The sequence below is a fragment of the Hymenobacter caeli genome (assembly GCF_013294115.1).
GTDB classification, from domain to species: Bacteria; Bacteroidota; Bacteroidia; order Cytophagales; family Hymenobacteraceae; genus Hymenobacter; species Hymenobacter caeli.
This window is the reverse complement of record NZ_JABSNP010000012.1, coordinates 72,174-97,648: the sequence shown is the minus strand read 5'-3', so window position 1 is coordinate 97,648 and position 25,475 is coordinate 72,174. Positions and strand designations below refer to the sequence as shown.

Annotated in this window: 27 protein-coding genes and 1 pseudogene; 19 read left to right on the top strand and 9 right to left on the bottom strand. The window is 64.5% G+C overall.

What is annotated here, in order from left to right; all coding sequences use genetic code 11:
- Window positions 1–45: 45 nt before the first annotated feature.
- Window positions 46–813 (top strand): hypothetical protein, encoded by a 768-nt coding sequence (locus HNP98_RS13580; RefSeq protein ID WP_173810623.1) that lies wholly within the window; start codon window positions 46–48, stop codon window positions 811–813.
- Window positions 814–847: 34 nt separating this feature from the next.
- Complete coding sequence (locus HNP98_RS13575) at window positions 848–1,804, top strand: N-acetylmuramoyl-L-alanine amidase (protein ID WP_173810622.1); 957 nt, start codon at window positions 848–850, stop codon at window positions 1,802–1,804.
- A 27-nt stretch (window positions 1,805–1,831) separates the two neighbouring features.
- Here the strand turns inward: HNP98_RS13575 and HNP98_RS13570 are convergent, their stop codons facing one another.
- Window positions 1,832–3,244, bottom strand: a complete 1,413-nt coding sequence (locus tag HNP98_RS13570) for a mercuric reductase (protein WP_173810621.1) — start codon at window positions 3,242–3,244, stop codon at window positions 1,832–1,834.
- 79 nt (window positions 3,245–3,323) lie between these two features.
- On the opposite strand from HNP98_RS13570, the gene HNP98_RS13565 reads away from it, so the two are divergent.
- From HNP98_RS13565 to HNP98_RS13555, 3 genes are all read left to right on the top strand, one after another.
- On the top strand, window positions 3,324–4,097 hold the full coding sequence (locus HNP98_RS13565; protein WP_173810620.1) for a hypothetical protein: 774 nt from the start codon (window positions 3,324–3,326) through the stop codon (window positions 4,095–4,097).
- 146 nt (window positions 4,098–4,243) lie between these two features.
- On the top strand, window positions 4,244–4,675 hold the full coding sequence (locus HNP98_RS13560) for an organic hydroperoxide resistance protein (protein WP_173810619.1): 432 nt from the start codon (window positions 4,244–4,246) through the stop codon (window positions 4,673–4,675).
- Window positions 4,676–4,974: 299 nt separating this feature from the next.
- Window positions 4,975–5,769, top strand: a complete 795-nt coding sequence (locus tag HNP98_RS13555) for a hypothetical protein (protein ID WP_173810618.1) — start codon at window positions 4,975–4,977, stop codon at window positions 5,767–5,769.
- 11 nt (window positions 5,770–5,780) lie between these two features.
- Here HNP98_RS13555 and HNP98_RS13550 read toward each other — a convergent pair whose 3' ends face one another.
- The 3 genes from HNP98_RS13550 to sucD all read right to left on the bottom strand — a co-directional run bounded on the left by HNP98_RS13550 (window position 5,781) and on the right by sucD (window position 9,282).
- A complete protein-coding gene (locus tag HNP98_RS13550) occupies window positions 5,781–6,995 on the bottom strand; it encodes a hypothetical protein (protein ID WP_173810617.1) in 1,215 nt (404 codons plus the stop codon).
- Between the two features lie 189 nt (window positions 6,996–7,184).
- Window positions 7,185–8,309, bottom strand: coding sequence for a hypothetical protein (locus HNP98_RS13545; RefSeq protein WP_173810616.1), 1,125 nt, complete (start codon window positions 8,307–8,309; stop codon window positions 7,185–7,187).
- A gap of 91 nt (window positions 8,310–8,400) precedes the next feature.
- Entirely contained in the window at window positions 8,401–9,282 is an 882-nt protein-coding gene (gene sucD, locus HNP98_RS13540) for a succinate--CoA ligase subunit alpha (protein WP_173810615.1), read from the bottom strand.
- A gap of 171 nt (window positions 9,283–9,453) precedes the next feature.
- Between sucD and HNP98_RS13535 the strand changes: the two are divergent.
- Together HNP98_RS13535 and HNP98_RS13530 are read left to right on the top strand one after the other, a co-directional pair.
- Window positions 9,454–10,428 (top strand): annotated as a pseudogene (locus tag HNP98_RS13535) (PLP-dependent cysteine synthase family protein); the annotation flags it as partial.
- Between the two features lie 108 nt (window positions 10,429–10,536).
- Window positions 10,537–10,929, top strand: a complete 393-nt coding sequence (locus HNP98_RS13530) for a response regulator (protein WP_173810613.1) — start codon at window positions 10,537–10,539, stop codon at window positions 10,927–10,929.
- Between the two features lie 90 nt (window positions 10,930–11,019).
- Here HNP98_RS13530 and ade read toward each other — a convergent pair whose 3' ends face one another.
- Window positions 11,020–12,675: an adenine deaminase gene (gene ade / locus HNP98_RS13525; RefSeq protein ID WP_173810612.1), complete on the bottom strand. Its 1,656-nt coding sequence runs from the start codon at window positions 12,673–12,675 to the stop codon at window positions 11,020–11,022.
- A 77-nt stretch (window positions 12,676–12,752) separates the two neighbouring features.
- Between ade and HNP98_RS13520 the strand changes: the two genes are divergently transcribed.
- The 5 genes from HNP98_RS13520 (at window position 12,753) to HNP98_RS13500 (ending at window position 15,786) form a co-directional block, all read left to right on the top strand.
- Entirely contained in the window at window positions 12,753–12,902 is a 150-nt protein-coding gene (locus tag HNP98_RS13520) for a hypothetical protein (RefSeq protein ID WP_173810611.1), read from the top strand.
- A 35-nt stretch (window positions 12,903–12,937) separates the two neighbouring features.
- Complete coding sequence (locus HNP98_RS13515) at window positions 12,938–13,582, top strand: hypothetical protein (RefSeq protein WP_173810610.1); 645 nt, start codon at window positions 12,938–12,940, stop codon at window positions 13,580–13,582.
- 64 nt (window positions 13,583–13,646) lie between these two features.
- On the top strand, window positions 13,647–14,054 hold the full coding sequence (locus tag HNP98_RS13510; protein ID WP_173810609.1) for a hypothetical protein: 408 nt from the start codon (window positions 13,647–13,649) through the stop codon (window positions 14,052–14,054).
- 31 nt (window positions 14,055–14,085) lie between these two features.
- Window positions 14,086–14,778, top strand: a complete 693-nt coding sequence (gene cmk, locus HNP98_RS13505) for a (d)CMP kinase (RefSeq protein ID WP_173810608.1) — start codon at window positions 14,086–14,088, stop codon at window positions 14,776–14,778.
- 126 nt (window positions 14,779–14,904) lie between these two features.
- Entirely contained in the window at window positions 14,905–15,786 is an 882-nt protein-coding gene (locus HNP98_RS13500) for a 4-hydroxy-3-methylbut-2-enyl diphosphate reductase (protein ID WP_173810607.1), read from the top strand.
- A 12-nt stretch (window positions 15,787–15,798) separates the two neighbouring features.
- Here HNP98_RS13500 and HNP98_RS13495 read toward each other — a convergent pair whose 3' ends face one another.
- Complete coding sequence (locus tag HNP98_RS13495; RefSeq protein WP_173810606.1) at window positions 15,799–16,350, bottom strand: O-acetyl-ADP-ribose deacetylase; 552 nt, start codon at window positions 16,348–16,350, stop codon at window positions 15,799–15,801.
- Between the two features lie 192 nt (window positions 16,351–16,542).
- Here HNP98_RS13495 and HNP98_RS13490 point away from each other — a divergent pair, with 192 nt between their 5' ends.
- From HNP98_RS13490 to HNP98_RS13465, 6 genes are all read left to right on the top strand, one after another.
- Window positions 16,543–16,827, top strand: coding sequence for a 2TM domain-containing protein (locus HNP98_RS13490; protein WP_173810605.1), 285 nt, complete (start codon window positions 16,543–16,545; stop codon window positions 16,825–16,827).
- Window positions 16,828–16,905: 78 nt separating this feature from the next.
- Window positions 16,906–17,394, top strand: coding sequence for an ATP-dependent zinc protease family protein (locus HNP98_RS13485; RefSeq protein ID WP_173810604.1), 489 nt, complete (start codon window positions 16,906–16,908; stop codon window positions 17,392–17,394).
- A gap of 94 nt (window positions 17,395–17,488) precedes the next feature.
- Complete coding sequence (gene rimK / locus HNP98_RS13480; protein WP_173810603.1) at window positions 17,489–18,415, top strand: 30S ribosomal protein S6--L-glutamate ligase; 927 nt, start codon at window positions 17,489–17,491, stop codon at window positions 18,413–18,415.
- A 24-nt stretch (window positions 18,416–18,439) separates the two neighbouring features.
- Window positions 18,440–19,396: a succinylglutamate desuccinylase/aspartoacylase family protein gene (locus tag HNP98_RS13475; protein WP_173810602.1), complete on the top strand. Its 957-nt coding sequence runs from the start codon at window positions 18,440–18,442 to the stop codon at window positions 19,394–19,396.
- A 46-nt stretch (window positions 19,397–19,442) separates the two neighbouring features.
- On the top strand, window positions 19,443–20,126 hold the full coding sequence (locus tag HNP98_RS13470; RefSeq protein WP_173810601.1) for an OmpH family outer membrane protein: 684 nt from the start codon (window positions 19,443–19,445) through the stop codon (window positions 20,124–20,126).
- 209 nt (window positions 20,127–20,335) lie between these two features.
- Complete coding sequence (locus tag HNP98_RS13465) at window positions 20,336–20,623, top strand: hypothetical protein (RefSeq protein WP_173810600.1); 288 nt, start codon at window positions 20,336–20,338, stop codon at window positions 20,621–20,623.
- 95 nt (window positions 20,624–20,718) lie between these two features.
- On the opposite strand, the gene HNP98_RS13460 is transcribed toward HNP98_RS13465, so the two are convergent.
- A complete protein-coding gene (locus HNP98_RS13460; protein WP_173810599.1) occupies window positions 20,719–21,363 on the bottom strand; it encodes an NAD-dependent epimerase/dehydratase family protein in 645 nt (214 codons plus the stop codon).
- A 407-nt stretch (window positions 21,364–21,770) separates the two neighbouring features.
- The gene (locus HNP98_RS13455; RefSeq protein WP_173810598.1) at window positions 21,771–22,598 is read right to left on the bottom strand and encodes a CvfB family protein; all 828 of its coding nucleotides are present in this window, start codon (window positions 22,596–22,598) and stop codon (window positions 21,771–21,773) included.
- Window positions 22,599–22,826: 228 nt separating this feature from the next.
- On the opposite strand from HNP98_RS13455, the gene HNP98_RS13450 reads away from it, so the two are divergent.
- Entirely contained in the window at window positions 22,827–23,258 is a 432-nt protein-coding gene (locus tag HNP98_RS13450; RefSeq protein WP_173810597.1) for an energy transducer TonB, read from the top strand.
- A 155-nt stretch (window positions 23,259–23,413) separates the two neighbouring features.
- Here the strand turns inward: HNP98_RS13450 and HNP98_RS13445 are convergent, their stop codons facing one another.
- Complete coding sequence (locus HNP98_RS13445; protein WP_173810596.1) at window positions 23,414–25,351, bottom strand: BamA/TamA family outer membrane protein; 1,938 nt, start codon at window positions 25,349–25,351, stop codon at window positions 23,414–23,416.
- Between the last annotated feature and the right edge of the window lie 124 nt (window positions 25,352–25,475).

The following is a 25,475-nucleotide window of genomic DNA, read 5'->3' as shown; positions in this document are numbered from 1 at the left end:
AGGCCAATCTTGCTGCTGAACCCTGCACGCCGGTGCGCTGCCCACATGAAGACACGGCTATTCACGAAACTGGTCTGGCTGCTGGCCGGGGCCCTGGGGCCCACGGGCTGCGCCGTGTACATGCCCATGCAGTGCGCCGCGCCGGCCGTGCAGGACAAGGGGCAGGTGGAAGCGACGGCCAGCGCGTACTTCAACAGCCGCCTAAATGCGGGCGTTAACTATTCGCCCGTGCGGCACTTGGTGGTGCGCGCCGCCGCCGACGGCAAGCAGGACAAGAACGACAGCACTTACTACCGCAGCAGCCAGTACGAAGTGGCCGTGGGCACCTACTGGCCGTTGGGCAAGCGGGTGCTGGTGGGGGCCCTGGGCGGCGCGGGCCGGGCGCGCAGCCAAGCCCGCTACAGCGTCAGCAACTATTACGGGTATCAGAGGCAGTACCAGTTCGACGCCCGGTACAACAAATTTTTTGGCGAAGCCTACGCGGCGGTGCAGTTCAGCCCGGGTTTCAGCGCGGGCGCGGCGTATCGGCTCACCCAGGTGCAATTCGTCGGCCTGACCGACTTGGGGCAACCGCTTGATTTGCGCCGCATGCTGCGCGGCGAATCCATGTTTTTTGTGCGGGGCGCGTTTGGCAGCGGGCCCCGCGGCGAGCGGCCCCTGTACGCGCAGTTTGGTTTTGGGGCCTCGCGCCTCCTCAACCCGAGCGGGGCGGGCCAGCAAGCAGGCAGCCCGGAAGCCGAAGTGTTGCAGGGGCGCGGTTACTTTACGGTGGGCTTGGGGTTCTTCCCGCACGCCCTGTTCCGGCGGCCCTGACGGACAGCGGGGCGGTTCCCGCTTTTCGTTTGCCATGAAACAGTTTTCTTCTCTGCCAAGGCTGCTGTTGGCGGCCGTCCTGGCCACTTCCTGCGCCACCAACCCGTACCGCGCCACCAACCAATCGTACCAGCGGCAGGCCAGGGCCTACGCCCGCACCCTGCGGGCCCAACCCCGGCTGAGCGCGGGGCCCGACAGCCTGCCCCAGGCCCCGTACTGGGTGGGCACCACCAATTTCGGCCTGCGCAAGCCCAACTTGGTCGTCCTCCACCACACGGCCCAGCACTCGACGGACGAAACGCTGAAAACTTTCACGCTGCCGCGCACGCAGGTGAGTGCGCACTACGTAATCGGGCGCGACGGCCGCACGTTTCACCTGCTGAACGACTACCTGCGGGCCTGGCACGGCGGCGCGGCCCGCTGGGGCAACGACAGCGACATCAACTCGTCGTCCATCGGCATCGAGCTGGACAACGACGGCACCGAGCCCTTCGCCGAGCCCCAAATCCAGAGCCTGCTGGTGGTGCTGAAGTACCTGAAAAAAACCTACAACATCCCCACCGCCAACTTCGTCGGCCACGCCGACATCGCCCCCACGCGCAAAAACGACCCCAGCGCCAGCTTTCCCTGGAAGCGGCTGGCCGACAGCGGTTTTGGCTTGTGGTACGACGAAACGGCCCTGCTCGATACCATCGTAGTGGCCCCGTCGGCCGTCGTGTTTCCGGCCGCGCCCGTGCCCCGGGCCACCCCGGTGCTAAAGGTTGCGCCCTTGCCCGGGCTTGCCCCGGCCGACAGCACCGCCCGGGCCCCCCTGAGTCCCGCCGATGCCCTCGACCCGCGCACGGCGCTGCGCATCATCGGCTACGACACCCGGGATTTGAACGCGGCCATCACAGCCTTTAAGCGGCACTTCATTCCGAGCGACGTGAACGCCGTGCTGACCCACGACGACCGGCGGATTCTGTACAGCCTCTACAAGAAATACTTGTAGAACGGGGCGGGTGGGCCGCGCCCTGGCTCAGCGGGCTGTTTTCAGGTGCCGGAACACGGTGTTCAGCGCTTCGGACCACGTGGGGTGGGCAAAAATCATTTCTTGCAGCACCGGGTATTTCAAGCGGCCGGCCATGGCAATTTCGAGCATGGCCATGACTTCGGCCGCGGCGGCCCCCACGATGGCGGCCCCGAGGATGCGGTCGTCGGGCCCCACCAGTACTTTCCAGAAGCCGGTGCACTCGCCCGTTTGCTGGGCGCGGCCGATGCTGGCCACCGGCATTTTGGCCACCCGGTACGGCTGCTGCTGCTCCCGGGCCTGGCCTTCGCTCAGGCCGATGCGGGCCACCTGCGGCTCGGTGAAGATGCCGTAGGGCAGGGGCCGCCGCCGGGCCGAGCGGCGCTTGCCGTGCAGCAGGGCGTCGCGCACCACGCGGTAGTCGTCGTAGGAAATGTGCGTGAATTGGGGGCCGCCGTGCACGTCGCCCAGCGCGTACACGCCGCGCACGTTGGTTTGCAGAAAGTCGTTGACCTGCACGAAGCCTTTCTCGTCGGTGGCAATGCCGGCGAAACCCAGGCCCAGGTCGTCGGTGTTGGGGAGGCGGCCGGTGGCCACCAGCAAGTGGGTGCCCCGCACGCGCCGCTCGCCCTGGTGGGTGTGGGCCGTGAGGGTGAGGTGGCCGTCGGGGCCCCGGCTTACGCGGTGCGCCTCGGCCCCCAGCACGAACTCGACGCCATCGGCCGCCAGGCCAGCTTTTAGGGCTTCGCACACGTCGTCGTCTTCGCGCTCCAGTAGCTGGGGGCTGTGCTCGACGATGGTGACGCGGCTACCAAAGCGCCGGAACATCTGGCTGAACTCCAGGCCGATGTAGCCACCGCCCAGAATGACGAGGTGTTCGGGCAGCTCCTTGAGGTCGAGCAGCTGCGTGGTGGTGAGGTACGGCACATCGGCCAGGCCGGGCACGTCGGGCACGGCCGGCCGGGTGCCGGTGTTGATGAAGACGAGCGGAGCGGTGAGGTCCCGGGGGGCGTGCGGGGCCTCGTTCGGCGCCACGCGCACGGTGCGGGGCCCCGTGAAGGCTGCGTGGCCCCGGAACAGCGCCACCCCCGCCCCGGTGAGGCTTGCTTCCAGGCCCTGCCGCGACTGGGCCAGCAGCGCGTCTTTGCGGGCCACGGCGGCGGCCAGGTCTGCCCGCAGGCCGGCCGCGCCAAGCACGGCCGGGGCGGCCACTTCGGGGGCGGTGCGCAGCAAGTGCAGGCGCTCGGCCGTGGCCAGCAGGGTTTTGGTGGGCACGCAGCCGTAGTTGACGCAGGAGCCGCCGAACTGGGCTTTTTCGATGAGGGCCACCTTGCGGCCGGCCGCGGCCAGGGCGGTGGCCAGCGGGTTGCCGGCTTGGCCGGAACCGATGATAATGGCGTCGAACTTAGTGGAAGCGGGCATAAACGGATGAGTTTGGGTAGGCATACGGGCCGGGCCCCGCCGGGGATGAATAACAAAACCCTACCTTCGTCGTTGACCCATGGTGCCGCCCCAAAAAACGCTTCGTTTCCTGCGCCGTGCCTTGTTGCGCGGCGGTGTACCCGCCGCGGCCGGCTTGGCCGGCTGCACGTCGCTCTACTTTCCGCCGCCGCCCCACGCGCCGCTGCTCACCCAGAAAAGCGAGTTTTACGGCAGCGTCAGCACCAACCAGCAGAACAACTTTGCTTTCCAGGGGGCCTACGCCTTCGCCGACCACCTGGCGGCGGCGGGCACGTTCTCGTCGCTGCACCGCTTCAAGAGCGACAAAACCGAAAACTTTGACTTTGGCGAGGCCAGCGTGGGCTACTTCACCCGCCTGCCCGACCGGCGCGTGCTGGAAGTGTACGCCGGCCTGGGCGGCGGCAGCACCGACCGCACCGAGCGCAGCGACGACCAGGTGCCCGCCCGCCGGCTCGAAGGCAGCCTGGCCAAGGTATTCGTGCAGGTGAACTACGCCAGTAAAAAGAAGAAAAGCCTCCACCTGGGCCACCACGACTTCCCCCTGAGCTACGGCACGGCCCTGCGCCTGAGCTACGTGCAGCTCAACAACTTCCGCATCGACGGCCAGGGCCAGGCCCCCATCGGCAACGTCATTTTTGAGCCCGTCACCTTCACCCGGGTGCAGCTGGCGGGGCCTTTCCAGCTCCAGCTAATGAGCGGCCAGGCCTTCGGCTTTCACCCCAACGCTTACCTGAAAGCCGCCAATTCGGTGTTTCAGCTGGGCGTGATTGTGAGCCTGGGGGGTAGCAATTCCTGGAAAGCTGGTACGCAGTAAGCGGACGGTGAAAAATAAAATACGTTGATTTTCAAGAAGATAAAGTAAAGTATTTAAATTCGGTAAAAGTTTGGTTGTATGCAATTAAACATTGCGCAACTTGTGTCAGTTTGGTGTTCAAAATTCCTACTTTAGTCGCCAATACCATGAGCATCGAACGCCTGTACACCGCCCACGCCAAAGCCACCGGGGGCCGCGACGGCCGCGCCGTTTCGTCCGACCACGTCATCGACCTGCCCCTGAGCACGCCCAAAGAGATGGGCGGCCCCGGCAAAGCCGACACCACCAACCCCGAGCAGCTCTTCGCCGCCGGCTACGCCGCCTGCTTCGACGGGGCCCTGAACCTGGTGGCCCGCCTGGCCAAAACCCCCATCACCGGCAGCACCGTGGCCGCCGCCGTGAGCTTCGGCAAAGACGGCGAGAACTACGGCCTGGCCGTGGACCTGACCGTGAACATCCCTAACATGGACCAAAAGCAGGCCGAGGAGCTGGTCGCCAAGGCCCACCAGGTGTGCCCCTACTCGCGTGCCACGCGCGGCAACATCGAAGTGAGCCTGACCACGACGACCAACGCCTAAGCCAAGGCCTGTTCGCGTCAGCAGAAAGCGGAGGTTTCCGGTGCCACGGCACCGGGAGCCTCCGCTTTTTTGTGGCCGGTAGTAAAGTCCCCTAAAACGCGGGTGGCTGTTGGGAAGAATGCACGGCAAGGGCCTTTCCAAGCAGTTGAGGGACTGAAACCAACCGATTGAAAAGTCCGCGAAAGCGAAAAATTGGTTTTGGGAAGGCGGACGGGTAGGCCTCCTTTGTGTCAGCAGGGCACTCAGGCCCCGCAGCTGAGCCTGCGCGGTAGCGCAATAGCCTACTAATCAGTTTTGTAATGAAGAAGTCGCACTGCTTTTTTGCTAGCGCTGTTGCCAGCGCCGCTTTGCTGGGCGGCTGCGCCGTGTACGTGCCCACGGTGCCCAGCACGCCGCTGCTGCGCAACAAGGGCGACGTGGAGGTGACGGCCGCGGTGGGCAACCCCAACACCCTGGAAACCAGCGTGGCGTGGGTTCCGCTGCCCCACCTGCTGGTAACCGGCGAGGCGGCGCTGCGGGCCAGCAGCGACAGCCAAACCCGCAACAACGTCACCACCACGCACGAAAGCCGGCACCGGCAGGGCGGCCTGGGCATCGGCACGTACCAGTTGTTGGGCAAAAACAAAGCGACGTACCTGGGGGCCATCGGCGGCGTGGGCTTCGCCACCGCCGACCTGTACTACCCCAGCCTGGTCGTGGCGTTCATTCTGCCGCTGCCGGGGCCTGATGTTCACTACGAAGCCAGCTACCGGCGCTACTACGGGCAAGTGTACGCGGCGCACCTGGCCGCCAGGCACAGCTACGGGCTGTCGGTGCGCGGCACCTGGGTAGATTACCGCTCGCTCGTGCTTGCCGGCAAGCCGGTGGCCCTGCGCAACCAGTTTTTTCTGGAGCCCACCGTTTTCATGCGGGCAGCTCTGGGCCGCGGGGCATTTCAGGTGCTGGGCGCGGTGGGGTGCTCGGCCCCCGTCCACAAGAATTTCCAGCGCGACGACAACGAAAACCTCGCCCCCTTCACCACCCTGTGCAACCTCGGAATAGCGGTTGACCCCAACCGGCTCTTCCGCCGCAAGGCCGCGGTGCCGCAGCCCTAACGCCGGCTTACCTATTTGCCCTCAAAGAATTTATTTAACGGCCGCTTGAACAGGCCGCTGGTGGTGCCCAGGTACACGGTATCGCCGAGCTGGGCAAGGTCGGCAAAGTCGGCGTAGCCCAGGCCGTCGTTTTTCAACTCCCGCAGGCGAATAGTATTGGCATTTAACCACCGCAGGGTGTAGATGCTGTTGGTGATGACGCCATGCGAAATGCCTACCAGGCTGTCGCCCACTGGATAAAAGGTGGAGAAAATAAGTGCTTGATTAAAGCCACTGATTTGCTGCCAGGTTTCGCCGTCGTTTGTTGAAGTGTAAAAAATGGCGTCGCCGCCGGAACTCTGCTGAATGGAATACACTGTCCCTTTCCATTTATAAATGGTGGTGGGGGCCACCGGGCCGCTGGTGAAGTTGGGCGGGCCGTTTATTTGTTTCACGCTGCCGTCCTGCCGCACTTTATAAAGACCGGCATTATTGCACCAAACCAAAAAGTAGTCGTCAATTGCCCAAAACTCCTTAAAGTCGCGCTCACTTAGACCAAGAGTAGGTATGCGGATAACTCGGGAGTCTACCAGGGTTCGCGAATTTGGACCACTTTGCGGCACTGGTGGCTTAACGGGGCCGGTACTGAGCTTACTCAGCACCAAATTAAACCCGGTGTTTGCGAAGGGATTATCCGTGTAATAGCTGCATAGCAGGTAATCATTTCGATTGATGACTCCAAATGGATGCATGGTACCAACCGGAAAATTTTCGAACTGAACCGCATGGGGGTCAAGTTTGCGCAGGTGCAGGTAAGCAGGGCCGTCAAAATACGCAGTGGGGTAAATAGTTAAAACCGTGTCCGAACTCGCATCCCGGTACCCACCGGGGTTGGCGTAGAAATTCGCGTTCATCGGAACGGCATCGCGCACATCGAAGGGTAGCGGGTCGAATCCCCAGGTACGGGATAGGGTGTGGCCGAAGCCCGTGTAGTAGCCATTGGCAGCCTTCTCGGCAGAGCCAGCAATAGGCGAAAGCACCTCAAACCTCCCCGTTTCCTGCAAGTTGAGCGTGTTCGTCCCCGTTGTTACCTGGATGACGTTGCGCTGGTAGTTAATGAGGTACTTCACTTCCGCCCAGCTGTACACCTTGTCCACCTGCACCGTAACGGTGTCTATTTCCTTTTTGCAGGCCGTTGCCAGGGCCAGAACGGCGCTTGCGAACATTAATTTGGTGGTGAGGCGCATGAATTAAATTTTTGGTAGATGCGAAGCCGGAAAGGACTCAAAAAAAGCTCCGGTAAGTACCGGAGCTTTTACTAAACTGAAGATGAAGCGCGAATCTACTGCGTGCCCGGCACACCCAATCCTTCGCCGCCTGCTCCTACGGCGTGCTATACTAATAGCCTAACTCTTTTTCATAAAAAGCTAAGCAGATTACAGCTTGGTTTCAAAAAATGCATTCAGTGGCCGTTTAAAAAGCCCGCTCGTGGTGCCTACGTACACCGTATCGCCCAGCTGCTCGATGCCGCTGATGGAACCCTGGCCCAGGCCATCGTTTTTAAGGGCCCGGATGCGGTAATTAGGGCCATTCCAGCGCAGCGTGAATAAGTAATTGCTGCCTGCTCCGTGCGCGGCACCTATCAGACTGTCACCGATGACGTGGTAGCTTGTAAAGGTGAATGCATCGGGGGCCCCTGTGGAACGCTGCCAGGTTTCGCCATCGTCTTTGGATATTAAAATGGAATTATACTCTTCTACTGCGTAAAGTACTCCTTGCCATTTATAGCAATCGTCCGTTGAGTTGGCTCCAAATACTTGCTTGGCCGAACCGTCTTCCCGAATCTTGTACAAGCCTCCGTCGCAATTAACCAGAAAGTAGTCATCAACGGCTTTTATCCATCGGATACTGCTGTATGCCCGCCCGGCGGGTGCGGAAATTATGACGGTGCGCGACTGGGCTTGCAACGGTCCCCCAGCCGTGACATTGACTTTGGCCAGCACAAAGCGTAAGTCGTTGAAGGTAGGGGTACGGTAGCCGAACAACAAGGTATTGTTGCGATTAATGGCCCCGAAGGGTAGCCACGACGTTGAAGTTCGGATGATACTTGTAGCCCGCGGGTCGAGTTGTCGCAGGTTGATGTACGCATTATAGCTGCTGGTGACGGGTTCTGTCGTTCTGGTCAGCTGCAATAGGGTGTCCCGGGCGGGAAAAGTCAGAAAAACAGGCCCGATGGGTACTTTGAGGCTGACGTCGTTGGGCAAAGCCGCAAACGCCGTGATGTAATAGCCGAAGCGGTTTTTAACAGGCGGATTTTTTAGGGGTGAGAGGATGCCCAGTAGGCTCGGGGTCTGCATGAAGACGGAGTTAGCATCTTTCCCCGTGTTTAAAATCACCTTATCCGTACCGTACAGCCTCTTTATTTCCGCCCAGCTATACGTTTTATCGACCTCTTTGATTTGAATTTCCACCTCTTTTTTACAGGCAGCCAATGAAGAGGCGACGAGTAAAAAAACGAAAAGCAGCGTCCGGTTCATAGTTGTTGAGATAGTAAATGCCATGTAATTTATCAGCAAGAATACTTTTTGAGCAAAAGAAAAGCGCTTCCGAATGAAAGCGCTTTTCCTTTGCTCAAAAAGTATCTGAATGTTTCTACTTCGCGCCCAATACGCGCAGCATCGTGTCGCCGATTTCGGCGGGCGAGTCCACGACGTGGATGCCGCACTCGCGCATGATGGCCATTTTGGCGGCGGCGGTGTCGTCGGCGCCGCCCACGATGGCGCCGGCGTGGCCCATGCGGCGGCCGGGAGGCGCGGTTTGGCCGGCGATGAAGCCCACGACGGGCTTCTTGTTGCCGGTCGCCTTAATCCAGCGGGCGGCTTCGGCTTCCATGCCGCCGCCGATTTCGCCGATCATCACGATGCCTTCGGTTTCGGGGTCGTTCATCAGCATTTCCACCGCCTGCTTGGTGGTGGTGCCGATGATGGGGTCGCCGCCGATGCCGATGGCCGTGGTCTGGCCCAGGCCGGCCTTGGTGAGCTGGTCCACGGCTTCGTAGGTGAGCGTGCCCGACTTGGACACGATGCCCACGCGGCCCTTCGTGAAAATGAAGCCGGGCATGATGCCCACCTTGCACTCGCCGGCGGTCATCACGCCGGGGCAGTTCGGCCCGATCATCGTGATTTCGGGGCGGTCCTTCAGGTAGTGCTTCACGGCAATCATGTCCTTGGTCGGGATGCCCTCGGTGATGGTCACGATGACTTTGATGCCGGCCTGGGCGGCTTCGAGGATGGCATCGGCGGCGAAGGCCGGGGGCACGAAAATGATGCTGGTGTCGGCCTGGGTGGCGGCCACGGCGTCGGCCACGGTGTTGAACACCGGCAGGTCGAGGTGCTGGGTGCCGCCCTTGCCCGGCGTCACGCCGCCCACCACGTGGGTGCCGTAGTCAATCATTTGCCCGGCGTGGAACGAGCCCTCGGAGCCGGTGAAGCCCTGCACGATAACCTTGGAGTTTTTATTGACCAGAACGCTCATTCTTGGGGATTTGGGGGATGAAAACGATGGGAAGGGGGTGGCCTGCGCCGCCGCAAAAGTAGGGCTAATTCGGCGGGCGGCGGCACAGAAATATCCCGGGCCCGCCGTTCATTCGCCCGGCGTGGGGGCCCCGGGGCCGTACCTTTGCGGCCGTTCTACCAACCGTTGGCAATGCACTACAACCACATCATCGAGGCCGTTGGCCGCACCCCGCTCGTTAAGCTCAACAAGGTTACCGAAGGCATCAAAGGCACTATTCTGGCCAAAGTCGAGTATATGAACCCCGGCAACTCGGTGAAGGACCGCATGGCCATCCGCATGGTGGAGGACGCCGAAAAGGCCGGCCTGCTCAAGCCCGGCGGCACCATTATCGAAGGCACCAGCGGCAACACCGGTATGGGCCTGGCGCTGGCCGCCATCGCCAAAGGCTACAGTACCATCTTCGTGATGAGCGACAAGCAAAGCAAGGAGAAACAAGACATTCTGCGGGCCGTGGGGGCCCAGGTGGTGGTCTGCCCCGTGGACGTGGCCCCCGACGACCCGCGCTCCTACTACTCGGTGGCCCGCCGCCTCAACGCCGAAACGCCCAACTCGTTCTACCCCAACCAGTACGACAATATGTCGAACACGGCGGCGCACTACGAAAACACGGGCCCCGAAATCTGGGAAGGTACCGAGGGCAAAATCACGCACTGGGCGGCCGGCGTGGGCACGGGCGGCACCATCTGCGGCGTGAGCAAGTACCTGAAGGAGCAGAACCCGGCCATTTTCACGCTCGGCATCGACACCTACGGCTCGGTGTTCAAGAAGTACAAGGAAACCGGCGTCTTCGACACCAACGAAATTTACCCCTACAAAACGGAGGGCATCGGCGAGGATATTCTGCCGAAAAACGTGAATTTCGATGTCATCGATGAATTTATTAAAGTGACCGACAAGGACGCCGCCCTGATGACGCGCCGCCTGGCCAAGGAAGAAGGCCTGTTCGTGGGCTGGAGCTGCGGCTCGGCCGTATTCGGGGCCCTTGAATATGCCCGCGAGCATTTAAAGGAAACCGACACGATGGTTGTCGTCCTGCCCGACCACGGCACCCGCTACCTGGGCAAAATCTACAACGACGACTGGATGCGGGCCCAGGGCTGGCTGTAGCCGGGGGTCGCAACTGGCCCGCCCCGGGCCCCACCGTCGAGGTTGTGCCGTGGGGCCCAGGGCTGTAGTTTCGTGGAAATAACGCTTACGCACACCGCTTATCACATGCCTGCCTCCCTCAATCACATCGTGCTAGTAGACGATAACGAAACTACCAGCTTCCTCAACAACCGCCTGCTGGGGCGGTTGGCGCTGGCCGGGCAGGTGACCACCTACACCCGCGCCGACGAAGCCTTTGCGCAGCTGTGGGCCGACGGGGCCGAGGCCCCCGACCTGGTGTTCGTGGACCTGAAGATGCCCGGCGTGTCGGGGTTCGAATTCCTGAAAATGTACAGCAAGCTGCCCCAGCTCGTGCAGGACAAAACGGTGCTGGCCGTGCTCACCACCTCCATGCACCAAGCCGACACCGCCCGCGTGGCCGAGTATCCCAACGTGGAATACCTCACCAAGCCCCTGACCGAAGAAAAGATGCAAAAGCTGCTGGAAAAGCGCTTTTAGAGCGGTTTGAAGCCTCATTAGAGAAACGGTCATGCTGAACGAAGTGAAGCATGACCGTTTTTAAGAATAACTGGTTTCGTAAACTTCCGCTCACCCCACCGCCTCTACAAACCGGAAGGCCTCGCCGTCGAACAGTCCTTTGTCGCTGAGCTTGAGGCTGGGAATGACCAGCAAAGCCATGAAGGAGAGCGTCATGAACGGGGCCCCCAGCGGCGAGCCCAGGCGCTTGGCGAAGGCATCGAGGGCGGCGTAGGCCGCCGCCACGTCCGCGCCCGGCTGGTCCGACATGAGGCCGGCCACGGGCAGCGGCAGCAGCAGCTCTTCGCCGCCGGGGCCCACGGCCGCTAAGCCGCCCCGGGCCCCGACGACCAGGTTGACGGCCCGCGCCAGGCTGGCGTCGTCGCCGCCCACGGCGGTGATGTTGTGCGAGTCGTGGCCCACGCTGCTGGCCAGGGCCCCGCCCCTCAGCCCGAAGCCCTGGATGAAGGCCACGGCCGGCGGCACGTGGGCCCGGTAGCGGTTCACCACGGCCAGCTTGAGCACGTCGCGGGCCGGGTCGGCCACGATTTCGCCGTTTTCCACCCGCGCCGGCAGGTCGCGGCGGGCGGTGATGAGCTGGCCGTCGAAGCACTCGATGACGCGCAGGGTGGGGGGGCCGGTGGGCGCGGCCACCCGGAAATCGGCGGCCTGCACGGGCTGGGCGTGGAAGTTGTTGGCGGCGGCGATGGGCGCGGCGGGCAACAGGGAACGGCCGTTTTCGGCCACCAGCTGGCCGTCGAGGTAGGTTTGCCGCACCCGGCAATCGGTGAGGTTGTCCACCACGATGAAGTCGGCCGGGTCGCCCACGCGCAGCAGGCCCACCGGCAGGCGGTAGTGCTGCACGGGGTTCACGCAAGCCACTTGCAGCACGTCGAACACGTCGTGGCCCAGGGCCAGGGCCCGGCGCACCAGCTGGTCGATGTGGCCGAGCACGAGCGTGTCGGGGTGCTTGTCGTCGGAGCAGAACATCAGGTTGGCGTGGTGCGCCGGCAGCAGCTCGATGAGGGCGTCGAAGTTGCGGGCCGCGGAGCCCTCGCGAATCAGGATTTTCATGCCCGCGGCCAGCTTGTCGCGGGCCTCGTCGGCGGTGAAGCACTCGTGGTCGGTGGCGATGCCGGCGCTGGCGTAGCGGGCCGCGTCGGGGCCCCGCAGGCCGGGCGCGTGGCCATCCACGGGCCGGCCGGCTGTCTGGGCCAAAGCAATTTTCTCCATCACGCCGGCGTCCCGGCCCAGCACGCCGGGCCAGTTCATCATCTCGGCCAGGTAGCCGATTTTGGGGTTTTGGAACAGCTGCGCGATGTCGGCGGCCGTGATTTCGGCCCCGGCCGTCTCGAAGGGCGTGGCCGGCACGCAGCTGGGGGCCCCGAAGCAAAACTTGAACGGCGAGGCGGCGGCGTTGTCCAGCATGTACTGCACGCCGGCCACGCCCAGCACGTTGCCGATTTCGTGGGGGTCCGACACGGTGGCCACCGTGCCGTGGGCCACCGCCAGCCGGGCAAACTCGGTGGGCACCAGCAGCGAGCTTTCCACGTGCACGTGCGCGTCCACGAAGCCCGGCAGGGCGTAGGGCAGGGCCGCGTCGGGGCCCGGGGCCCCCGTGGGCTCGATGGCCGCCACGCGCCCGCCGGCCACCCGGAGGGTGGCGGGGCGCACGGTGCGGGCAAAGACATCGACGACGTTGGCGAGCAGGGAAAAATCGGGGGGCATGGGCGGGAACGGACGAGCCGGGAAATTGGGTTTAGGCCGGCAAAGAACCTTATATTTGGCAAACAAGCCCTTATACCGTGAAAAAAATTATCACTATCCTCCTGCTGGCCCCGCTGCTGCTGGCCAGCGGCGGCTGCGCTCAGCGCAGCGCCATGCAGAAGAAAACCAGCTGGTACAAGCACCACAGCGGCGGCAAGCACGTGCCCTGCCCCTGCGAGGGCCACTAGGTTATCAAGTATCTATACCCACTATAACTGCTTTTATGCGCAATTATTTACTGTTGTTGAGTGCTCTGGGATTGGTATGCCTAAGCCCAGCTGGTTACGGGCAAGGAATGCCCAGCTACCACTACAGTCCACCGCCCGCAATGCCCAACATGCCCCTGCCATACGGGCCTTTCGGCAACGGAGAAAACCTGGCCCACCGGGAAGGAGCCGGAAGCTACCAGCTTGCCGACGGCAGTTGGCAGCGGTCCGAAAAGATGGTGTTTGACGGCAGCAAACTGGTGATTAAAGACGGCGCGGCTGGCAAGCTGCGTTTCGATGCAAACGCCATTCGCCAGCTGGAAGTAAAAGCCGATACGTTCATTGTAATGGCGGGGCTGCCGGGCCAGTCGCTGGCCGAGGGCCCCGCCTTTTACCAGTCGTGCGTCAACCTGCGGGGGGTGCGCTTGTTGGCCCAATACCCGCGCAACAGCAAAGCGACCTACATCTTGAGCCGCCCCGATGCCGCGCCGTTATTGCTGCCCACCGGCAAGGCCCGCTTCAAAGCCGCGATGCTGGAGGTGGTAAAGGATTGCCCAGCCCTGACCGAGCAGATAACGGACGGGTCGCTGCGTCGCGAAGAGGTAGTACAGATTGTTCAAGAATACGCCGATTGCCGCCGGCGTGGCAAGGCCGCCTTCTAGCTTATCAGCCAATAAACTAGGAACGATGCTGCGCAGGCGCGGCATTCTTTTTTCGACCCCCAGGATGCCCGACCAACCCGCCCCCAACCCCGTGCCCGCCCTCGAAGCCGCCGCCGAAGCCGTGCGCCGGCAGCTGGGCCTGGCGGCCTTCGACGCCGCGGGCGTGGCCGGGCTCGACCATTTTCTCACCGCCCAGCGGGGGCAGGTGGGGGCCAGCCAGCGCCAGGGCGTGGTGCAGGCGTTTGGGTGCTACCTGGGCCAATGCCTGGTGCGCACCTACGGCGGCGAGTGGGCCACCGGGCCCGACGGCAGCACCGGCGTGGGGCTGGCGGAGCGGCTTTTTTTCAACCCGTTTTATTTGGTTAGCCAGCAGTTGGATAGGGGCGACGCGGCGTCGGTGGCGGCGTTCTTTGCGTCGGTGCCGGGCCGGCTGGCGGCCCCGCCGCCCGAGCGTAAGCGCTGGATTTCGTAATCTTGCGGGGCCAATGGCCGCCCGCTTTGTTATGAAACAGCTCGTCATCGCCATTGATGGTTACTCCTCGTGCGGCAAAAGCACCACCGCTAAGGCCGTGGCCCACCTGCTGCACTACGCCTACGTCGATACCGGGGCCATGTACCGGGGCGTGACGCTCTACCTACTGGAGCACGGCATTGCGTTCGACGACCTGCCCGCCGTGGAGCGGGCCCTCAAGGCCCTCACCGTCAGCTTCCGCCGGCACCCCACCACCGGCCGCAACGAACTGTTTCTCGACGGCGCGAACCGCGAGGACGACATCCGCCAGATGCGGATTTCCAACTCCGTGAGCGAGGTGTCGGTCATCCCGCAGGTGCGCCACGCCATGGTGGCCCAGCAGCAGCGCATGGGCCACCGGCGCGGCGTGGTGATGGACGGCCGCGACATCGGCACCACCGTGTTTCCCGACGCGGAGGTGAAAATTTTCATGACCGCCGACATGGAGCTGCGGGCCCTGCGCCGACAGGCCGAGCTGGCCGCTAAAGGCGAGCACGTGGCTCTGGCCGACATTATCGAAAACCTGCGCAAGCGCGACCACATCGACTCGACCCGTGCCGAAAGCCCCCTGCGCCGCGCCGCCGACGCCGTGCTGCTCGACACCACTCACATCACCATCAGTGAGCAGGTCGACTTCGTGCTCGACCAAGTGTCGGCGGCGCTGTTCGCGGCGGGCCGAACTTAATCCAACGCACACGTTTGGCACGGTTCCGGCTTGTGGGAGCAAGCCCGGTGCATCTGCGTTCCGGCCCACCGTACCTTTGCCGGGCCGGCGAACCTCCGGTCTATCCGCGGTGTTTTATTGTAGCATATGCAAGTCACGATCGATAAGAACTCTGGTTACTGCTTCGGCGTCGAGTTTGCCATTCAGATGGCCGAGGACGAATTAGCGCACGGCGGTATGCTCTATTGCCTGGGCGACATTGTGCACAACCGCATGGAAGTGGAGCGTCTGAACCAGAAGGGCTTGCGCGTCATCGACCGCGAGCAGCTGGAGCTGCTGCACGACTGCAAGGTGCTCATCCGAGCCCACGGCGAGCCGCCCGAAACCTACGCCCTGGCCCTGCGCAACAACTTGGAGCTGATTGACGCTTCGTGCCCGGTGGTGCTGAAGCTGCAAAACCGCGTGAAGCACGCCTTCGACCTGAGCCAGCGCCAGGACGGCCAGATTGTGATATACGGCCAGCCCGGCCACGCCGAAGTAGCCGGCCTCGCGGGCCAGACGGGCAACCGCGCCCTCATCGTGATGACGGAAGCCGACCTCGACCAGGTTGACTTCGCGCGGCCCGTCACGCTCTTCAGCCAAACCACCAAGAGCACGGCCGGCTTTTACAAGATGAAGGCCCTGATGGAGGCCCGCATCGCGGCCGCCGGCGGCACGCTGGATAGCTTCGATGCCAACGACAGCATCTGCCGGCAGGTGAGCAACCGCGAGCCGCAACTGGCCATTTTCGCTGCCCAGCACGACGTGGTGCTGTTCGTGAGCGGCCGCAAAAGCTCCAACGGCAAGGCCCTGTTTTCGGTGGTGAACGCCGTGAATCCGCGCAGCTACTTCATCGAAAACGAAGGCGAGCTGCAAGACGAATGGTTTGCGGGGGCCGCTACCGTGGGCATCTGCGGGGCCACCAGCACCCCGCTGTGGCTGATGCGCCAGGTGGCGGAAGGCGTGGAGTCGATGGGGGAACTAGTGTAGGGCCCCGGGGCCCTACGCCCCGGCCAGCGCCTGCTCGTACAGCCGCCGGCTCTCGTCGTCAAACACCACGAACGTGACCGTGGCCGGCACCGGATGTTGGGACAGAAATGCCCGCACTTCGCGCACGGCTACGGCCGCCGCCTCGGCCTTCGGGTAGCCGTAAATGCCCGTGCTGATGCCGGGAAAGGCTACGCTGTCGAGTTGCCGCGCGGAAGCAATCTTGAGGCAACTTTGGTAGCAAGCTGCTAATTGCTCTGCCTCGTGCTGTTTTCCACCGTGCCAAACTGGCCCCGCGGTGTGGATGACGTATTTCGCAGGCAAATTTCCTCCAGTGGTTGCCACTGCTTGGCCCATCGGAAGGCCGGATGGGTAAAGCCGTTCGCGCAAATGCCGGCATTCTTCCAAAATCTGGGGGCCCCCGGCGCGGTGAATGGCTCCGTCGACCCCGCCGCCGCCTAGCAGGCTGGAGTTGGCGGCGTTGACGATGGCCGCCACGGGCTGGCGGGTGATGTCGCCCTGCACGAGGCGAATGCGGGCGGCGAGGTCGGCGAGGGGAGTGGGCATGGGGCGGAAGGGCATAGAAGCCAACGGAAATGTAGGCCAGAAAGCTGCCGGGCCCCACGCTTCGGCAGTCATTTCCGACGCTTGGTCCACCGAAGCCGCCGCTTCGGCCACGGGCAATTGTGGGCCCCGGGGCCCCGGGATAGTTTTGAGCATCAAATCCATCCACCGCCTCCCCCTAACCTTCGCCCCGCCATGCAAACCCAGCCCCGCGACCCCTACCTCTGGCAGAAAGCCAAGGCCCGCACCAAGTTTCAATCGCATCTGCTCGTGTACGGCCTCGTCAACGGGGGCCTGTGGCTGCTGTGGGCCCTCACGCCCCACGGCCGCGAGCTGCTGCCCTGGCCCCTCTGGACGTCGGCCTTCTGGGGCTTCGGCCTGCTCACGCAGGGCCTGGCCGCCTACGCGGGCCACGGTCGGCCCGAGCGCACCCAGCGCGAATACGAGCGGCTGGTGCGCCAGCAGGACGGCCGCTATTAGCCCGTCCGTGCCTTCTCCGCCCGTGCTACGCCCTTCCCGCCTGCCGGGAAGGGCGTATTTCGTTCTACCTTAGCCGCCATGAAAACCCGCCCTCCCAAGCGTTTGCTCGGCCGGCGCGAGCTGGTTGATTTTCCGGCTTTTGCCCTGCGCGGCGTCGAAGCCAAGGTCGATACCGGGGCCTACACCAGCGCCCTGCACTGCACCGACATCCGGGTGGGGCCCGGCCCGGGCGGCCAGCCCGGGCTGCACGGCCGCCTGCTCGACCCCGACCACCCCGGCTTCGACGGCCAGGACCTGTTCTTCGCGGAGTTTGGGCGGCGCGACATCCGCTCCTCCAACGGCGAGGTGCAGGAGCGCTACGTCATTCGGGCGGCGGTGCGGCTGTACGGCCAGGAATTTTTGGTGGAATTTTCGCTCTCCGACCGCTCCGACATGAAGTACCCCGTGCTGCTGGGCCGCAGCCTGCTGCGGCAGGGCCGCTTCGTGGTGGACGTGGCCCGGCGCAACCTCTCGCACAAGGCCGAAGCGCGGGCCGCCGCCCGCCGGGCCGCGCGCCCCGCCGGGTAGGGTGTATTTTGCGCCCGCTTTGGGGCCGCGCCGGCCCGGGCGGTAACCAAAGCCGCCGCCCGCTGTTTGTGCTGCCCCGCCCAACCCTCCGCTCATGAAACTGGCCATCCTCTCGCGGGAACCCAAATCGTACTCTACCCAGCGCCTGGTCGAAGCGGCGGTGGCCCGCGGCTACGCGGCCGTGGTGGTCGACCACTTGCAGTGCAACCTGGTGCTGGAAAAGGGCCGGCCCAGCATCCTCTACCACGGCCAGCCGCTCGAGCACTTCGACGCCGTTGTGCCGCGCATCGGGGCCTCGGTCACGTTTTACGGCACGGCCGTGGTGCGGCAGTTCGAGATGATGAAGGTGCGCACCGCCGTGGACAGCCAAGCCATCGTGCGCTCGCGCGACAAGCTGCGCTCGATGCAAATCCTGAGCCGCGCCGGCCTGGGCATGCCCAAAACGGCCTTCACCAACTTCTCGCAGGACGTGCCCGCCATGATTGAGCAAGTGGGCGGGGCCCCCGTCATCATCAAGCTGCTCGAAGGCACCCAGGGCCTGGGCGTGGTGCTGGCCGAAAGCGCCAAGGCCGCGCAGTCGGTCATCGAGGCCTTCCACAACCTCAAGGCCCGCATCATCGTGCAGGAGTTCATCGCCGAAAGCAAAGGGGCCGATTTGCGGGCCTTCGTGGTGGACGGCCAGGTGGTGGGGGCCATGAAGCGCCAGGGCAAAGAGGGCGAGTTCCGCTCGAACCTGCACCGCGGCGGCGTGGGCACCCTCGTCAAGCTCAGCCGGGCCGAAAAAGCCGCCGCCCTGCTCGCCGCCAAGGCCCTGGGCCTGGGCATTGCGGGCGTGGACATGCTGCAAAGCAAGCGGGGCCCCCTGGTGCTGGAAGTGAACTCCTCGCCCGGCCTGGAAGGCATCGAAAAAGCCACCCAGCTCGACATCGCCGGCCGCATCATCGACTACACCGCCGCGCTCGTGAGCAAGAAGCGGGGCAAGGGCAAGGCCAAAAAAGCCTCCGACGCGCCCGTCCCCTAGGGCCCCGGCGGCTACCTTTGCCCGATGGCCCCGACCGACCCGCTGTACCTCAACGGCCTCACCATCTGGCCCGGCGAGCGGGTGCTCACGCGGCTCGTGGTGTCGCGCCTGCCCTCGGGCACCCTCATCGACGTGCCGGTGCACGTGCTGCGGGCCCCCGCGCCCGGCCCCACGCTGCTGCTGATGGCCGGCATGCACGGCGACGAGGTGAACGGCATCGAAATCATCCGGCGCATGCTGCGGCGCGACCTGCTGATGCCCACCCGCGGCACGGTAGTGGCCATTCCCATCCTCAACATCTACGGGTTCCTGAACTTCAGCCGCGAAGTGCCCGACGGCAAGGACGTGAACCGGGCGTTTCCGGGCTCGCCGCGCGGGTCGCTGGCCAGCCGGGTGGCCCACCGCTTCATGCGCGAAATCATGCCCCTGCTCGACTACGCCGTGGATTTCCACACCGGCGGCGCGGCCCGGGCCAACTACCCGCAGGTGCGCTGCGAGCTGGGCGTGGACCCCGAAACCGACGCGCTGGCCGCCGCCTTCGGGGCCCCCTTCACGCTGCACGCGGGCCTGCGGCCGGGCTCCGTGCGCGAGGCCGCCCAGCGGCTGGGCAAGCGCCTGCTGGTGTTCGAAACCGGCGAGAGCCTGCGCCTCGACGAGCCCGGCATTGAGCTGGCCGTGGCCGGCACGCTGCGCGTGCTGCACCACCTGGGCATGGGCCCGGCGGTGCCCGGGCCGGCGCAGCCCAGCATCGTGTGCCGCCGCCACACCTGGCTGCGGGCCCGGTTCGCGGGCCTGTTCCGGGCCCACGTGCAGAACGGCGTGTTCCTGGAAAAAGGCCAGGTGTACGGCTCCGTGGCCGACCCCTACGGCGAGCGGGCCGTGCGGCTGGAGTCGCCGGTGAGCGGCTACGTGGTGGGCCTCAATCACATGCCGGTCGTAAACCAGGGCGATGCCCTGCTGCACCTGGCCCTGCCCGGCTGAGGGCCCCGGGGCCGTACTTTTGCCCATCGTTTCACTTTGCGCTTCCATGAAAAATACGCTCCAAATAGTTTTTAATGCCGTGCTGCTGCTGGCCGTGGCCGTGCTCTACCTGCTGCACTTCCGCCAGCCCACCCCCGCCACCGCCCCCGTGGCCGCCGCCACCGAAGCCCCGGCCGCTGCCGCCACCCCCGCCGATACGGCCACCGCCGCGCCCGCCGTGGCCGAGCAGCCCGTGGTGCCGCCCGTGGTGCCCGCCGCCGAAGCCGCCGCCAACGCCGACCAGATTGCCTACATCGAAGAAGCGAAGCTGCTCGACGGCTACCAGGGCATGAAGGACGCCCGCCGGGCCTTTGGGGTAAAGGCCAAGGGCTGGGAGGGCCAGAACCAGGCGCTGGTCGCCAGTTTCCGCACGGCCGTGGAGGCCTACCAGAAGCAGGCCCCCACCCTCACGCCCGAGCAGCGGGCCGCCACCGAGCAGAAGCTCCAGGCCCAGCAGCAGCAGTCCGGCGAGCAGCAGCAGAAGCTCCAGGCCCAGGCCCAGCAGGAAGAAGCCAAGCTGACGCAAACCGTGCTCGGGGCCGTCAACAAAAAAGTGGAGGCCTACGGCAAGGCCCACGGCTACAAGCTCATCCTCATCGCCGCGCCCAGCGGCACCATCGCCTACGGCCGCAAAGACCTGGACCTGACCACGCCCGTGCTCGCCTACCTCAACCAGACGTACAAGAAGTAAGGCGCTGCAAATTGCTGAAAAGTGGCGTACCTCCCGAGTGCGCCACTTTTTTTGTGGCCGCCTCGTTAAAGGAAATATCAATTCCCGATTAAACCCGCCGAAAAAAAAGCCCTCAAAAGGACGTATTATCTGGCACCCTATTTGTAAATTGTTCAGTCGTTGGTCCGTTACTTTCACCTTTAACCGATGCGCTCCGGCGCTCCAACCCCATGCGTAACAAGCTTTTGATATTCGCTTCGGCCTTCTTCTTATTGCTGCTGAGCAGCGGCGCGGCTTCCGCCCAGATTCGCGTGGGCGTGCAGCTCGGCGGGGGCTACTACGGCCGTCCTTATTACGGCGGCGGCTACTACCCCCGGCCCGCCGTGGTAATTGCTCCCCCGGTGTACTACGGCCCGGTGGTGGCCCCGTACTACGCCCGCCCGTACTACGGCCGCCCCTATTACGCCCCCCGCTACTACGCGCCCCGGTACCGTGGCTACTACGGTCGGCGCTATTAGTGAATCCCTTCTATTGGTTATGCTATGAAAGAAAAACCCTGGCCCTCGCGGCCGGGGTTTTTTGTGGGCCGCCCGCCCGGGCCGGGGCCCCGGGGCTACGCGCCGGCGGCCTCGTGCACCCGCACGCCCGTGGCGTCGCTTTTAGCCGCGTGCAGCATAGCGGCGGCCACGGCGCTGGCCGCCACCGGCCGGTACTTGGCCCAGCCGCCGCGCAGCAGGGGGCCCGCCAGGGCCAGCGCGGCGGCCGCTACCCGCTCGCCCAGGCGCGGCCGGGCCCGGGACCCGAGCAGCAGCGAGGGCCGGAAAATGTGCGTGGCCCGAAACGGCAATTTCCGCACGGCGGCTTCCATCTCGCCCTTCACCCGGGGGTAGTACACGCGGCTGGCGGCGTCGGCCCCCAGGCTCGATACCACCAGGAATTGCCCGGCGAAGTTGCTGGCGGCCAGCGCGGCCAGCTGCACCACGTACAGGAAATCAACCCGGTAAAAGGCTTCTTTCGAGCCGGCTTGCTTCTGGGTGGTGCCGAGGCAGCAAAATACGTCGTCGGCAATGAGCTGGAGGCGGTGACTTTCCAACTCGTCCAGTTCCGTGACGACCTGTACCAGCTTGGGGTGGGCCAGGGCCACCGGCCGGCGGCCCACCGCCACCACCTTGGCGTAGCGGGCATCGGCGAGCAGCAGCGGCAGCAGCGCCGCGCCGATGAGGCCGGTGGCCCCAGCCAGGAGGGCAGTTTTGGGCATAAAAGAAGGGTCTAATTCCGCTTCGCTTACTGTCACATTATCGTAAAAGTTGTAGCAGAGGGTTGGCAGTCCTTCGATGCATAAAATTCTGTTCCTTGATACCTCACTCAGCGGCGAGTTGGGTAGGGCCATTCGGCGGTACGGCCCAGGATATATCTGCCAGTCGTAGACAAATAATCCGTACTCAGCATAGTCATCATAAACCTGCTCACTGCCCCAGTGCGGCAATTCTATTTCCTGAGCAATTTGAGTGTGGGCCTCGTGATTTGCCAACACTTCGTCGGGTATGAAGCCGAAGCCGCCGAAACTGAAGATTCCGATGTTGCCCGCTGCATCAACGGCAAACCAGTCGAACTCCATGCCCCAAAAATTATCCATCGCCGTTTTCTGCCGCATTGGACTCTGCGCTATTTGAGCACCGATGCCGTTGGCTCCAATAGCACCAGCCCCTGCCGGAACAGTGTGCCCAGGGCCTTCTTGAATACTTTTTTGCTCATGCCCACGCGGCGGTACACGTCGTCGGCCTCGCTTTTGTCGCCGATGGGCAGCCGGCCGCCGGGGGCCGCCCGCAGGGCCACGAGCAGCGTGGCGGCGGCGGTTTCCACCTCGTCGTAGCCCTCGCGCTGGAGGCGCACGTCGAGCTTGCCGTCGGGCCGCACCTGGCGCAGGAAGCCGGGGATGGCCTCGCCCAGCCGCAGGGGCCGGAACACCTCGTTGTGGAACAAGAGGCCCTGGTGGGTGCCGTTCACGATGACGGGGTAGCCCAGGTCGGTTTCGTCGGCCACCAGCAGGCGCACCGCGTCGCCGGGCTGGCCGGCGAACGGCTCCTGGGACAAGAACTTCTTCCACTTGGCGGAGGCCACCAGCCGGTCGCTTTCCTTGTCGAGGTACACGTACACCAGCACCCGCTCGCCCACGCGCAGGTCGCGGCGCTGGTTGTCGAAGGGCAGGAGCAGGTCTTTTTCCAGGCCCCACTCCAGGAAGGAGCCGGCCGGGCCGTGGTCGCGCACGGCCAGCGCGGCGAAGGAGTTGACCAGGGCCAGCGGCCGCAGCGTGGTGGCGATGAGGCGGTCTTCCGAGTCGCGGTACACGAACACGCGCAGCACATCGCCCACCCGGGTGCCCTCGGGGATGTACTTGTTGGGCAGCAGCAGGTCGCCGTCGTCGGAGGTGAGGTAGAGGCCGACGCTGGTTTCGCGGGCTACTTCGAGGTCGTTGTAATCGCCGAGGTTCATGGGCGGGGGCAAGGGGGGAAGGGCCCGGGGCAGGCCCGGGGCGCAAAGCTACGGCCGGCGCAAGTGCAATTTTCCAAGGGCAAACAGGACTGGCTAAAAATATAATTTTATGGTATTGATTGTTCGTGTAATGCGCTGTAGCTTTGGTGAAATGGTATTTAAAAGCGGCCAAGTAATTCACAACAAAGTACTATCGCCATGAAAAACTTTACTCAATTTTTGCTTTTGATGACGGGTTTGCTGCTGGGCGCGAGCCGCCTGCAGGCCCAGGACGTGGTGGCCGGGGGCACGCACGCCGGCGGCGGGGCCGGCCTGGCCCCGGCCGCGGCCGTCTCGCCCGATTCCATCTACGTCAACACCGACAGCCGCCCGGCCTTTGCCGGCGGCGACGCCGCCCTGACGGCCTACCTGCGCAAAAACATTCACTACCCCGAGGCGGCCCTGCGGCAGCAAGTGTCGGGCCGCGTGTACGTGTCGTTCGTGCTGGACCGCACCGGCCGCGTGACCGACGCCCACGTGGTGCGCGGCCCCGGCTACGGCCTCAACGACGAGGCCCTGCGCCTGGTGTGGCTGATGCCCAACTGGCAGCCCGCTTTGCAACAGGGCCAGCCCGTGCGCACGGCCTGCACTATCCCCATCAACTTCGATACGCAACGCTAGCCGTTGGCCTTTACGCTCGCCCGGGCACCCCTTATCAGGAAAGCAAATAGAGCTATTTTATTCGTTATCAAAACTATAAAAATTACAGAACTATAAAAACTATACGAAAAGGGCGGGCCATTGCGGCTCGCCCTTTTTTGTGCCTGCGGCTGGCCCTACTGGTAAATGGTGACGCCGGGGGCCCCGAGGCCGAAGTCGGTGAACTGGACGGTTTCGCGGGCCGTTTCGAACAGGCGCAGGCCGCTGGCCGACACGAGGCCGCGCGGGTAGTAGCCGAGCAAAATCTGGAACGTGCGCAGGGCCGTGAACTCGTTGCGCAGGCGCAGGCCCAGGCCGAAGCCCGTGTACGGGGTGTTGCCGAAGGGCGTGCCGCCGCCCACGTGCTCGCCCACCCAGGCGGCGTCGGCGAAGGCCACGCCGGCCACCCGGAAGCCCAGCAGCGAGAGGGGCGTGAACACGGTGGCCTCGTAGTTGAAGGCAAAGCGGCTGGTGGCCAGGATGGGCACGTTGGGCGAAAAGCCCAGGATGCCGCGGTCGTCGGAAATGCCTTGCAGCAGCTCGCCCGGGCGGCGGTTGAAGCCCGCCGTGGTGGTGGTGCCGATGAAGTGCCGGTACTGGTAGTTGCCCACGTGGTAGAGGCGGGTGAAGTACGTGGTTTGGGCGTTGAGCAGGCCCTGCTCCCAGGCGCTGGCATCGGCCAGGCGCTGGAACGAGCCAAACTCCAGGTTGCCGAACAGGTAGCCGTGGCGCTGGCTGAACACGGCCGCCGCCAGGCGCACGTCGAAGTAGCGGCGCGGCACCACGGCGTTGGCGTCGAGGCCCATCGTGAGGCTGAGCAGCGTGCCGGTGGGCACGTCCTCGGTGCGGCCGAAGCCGAACAGGTAGCGGTCCTTGTAGTAGCGGCGCACCGAGTAGCCCACCGTGCCCAGGATGAGGTTGGTGTTGCGGTAATCGGGGGTGGGGCTGGTGGTGTAATTGGTGCGCGTGAAGCGGGTGGCCACGATGAGCCGGCCCGGGTTTTCGTAGCCCAGGTCGTAGGAGCGCAGGCGCAGGGCGCGGCCCACCCACAAGTCCTGCCGGTTGTAGCGCAGCGCGTAGTAGGGCAGGATTTCGCCGGGCTGCTGGATGGTAAGGTTAATCTGCTGGTCGTAGCTGTCCAAGGACAGGGCCCCGGCGTAGCGCGTGTTCACGGAGTAGAAGTCGCGCTGCAACGACACGCCCCCGTGCCGGTCGCGGAACTCGTTGTTGTAGCGGGCCTGGGCCAGCAGGAAGTTGCGGAACGGCACCGAGTAATCGCCGGCGTAGCGCCAGCGCTGGTCGAGGTTGCGCCCGTACTGGTAGGTGTTGTTGAAGTGGTGGCCCAGGCCCAGGAAGTTTTGGTCGCTCAAATCGACGCGGCCCGCGGCGGGCCCCCCCACCTCGAAGCTGCCCGTGATGCTGAACACGTCGGTGGTGAGCACGATGATGTCGATGCTGTCGGCGGTGGCCGTGCGTTCGTTCACCAGCACCCGGGCGTCGAGGATTTCGTCGGTCTGGCGCAGCAGGCGCTCCGATTCGGCCAGGGCCTGCGGGGCCAACGGCTGGCCCGGCCGGAACAGCAGCACCTGCCGGATGCGCGAGGGGGCCGTGCGGATGTGCATAAAATTGCCCGTCCGGTCGAGGAACGAGCGGGGCTGCCGCGTCGAGTCGGTGAGGCTGTAGCCGAAGGCATCGAAGGGCCGGATGGTGACGTGGCGCACGATTTTGAACGTGTGCCGGTCGAACTGCCGGTCGAGCAGCGCCGCGTCGAGGCCGGCGTTTTCCTCCTTGGGCCGGGTAAGGCGCAGCACCGCCGACGCCGCCCGCCCGGCAATGGTTTTGCGGCGCGTGTAGGCTTGCAGCCGCTGGCGCAGGCGCTGCTCGTCGAAGTCGCGCCGCAGCGAGTCGGGCTGCTCGTTGCGGCGCGCCGGGCCGGTGCGCAGCGAGTCGGGCGGCACCGCCGAGCGCGGGTCGAACGACTGCGCCCGCGCCGCGCCGCCCAGCCCCAGCAGTATCGATAGGATGAAAAAAAGGAAGCGCGACGACATAATGGGGCCGTGGGCGGCCAGGGGCAAGTTACAAAAGAGAAGGACAGGATGAGGCCCCCAGTCCGGGGGCACGCGCCGCCGCGCTGGCCGCAGTTTAGCGCGAAGCGCGTAACTGCTGGCCCGGCAAACGGGGTGAGTCTGCGACGCACGG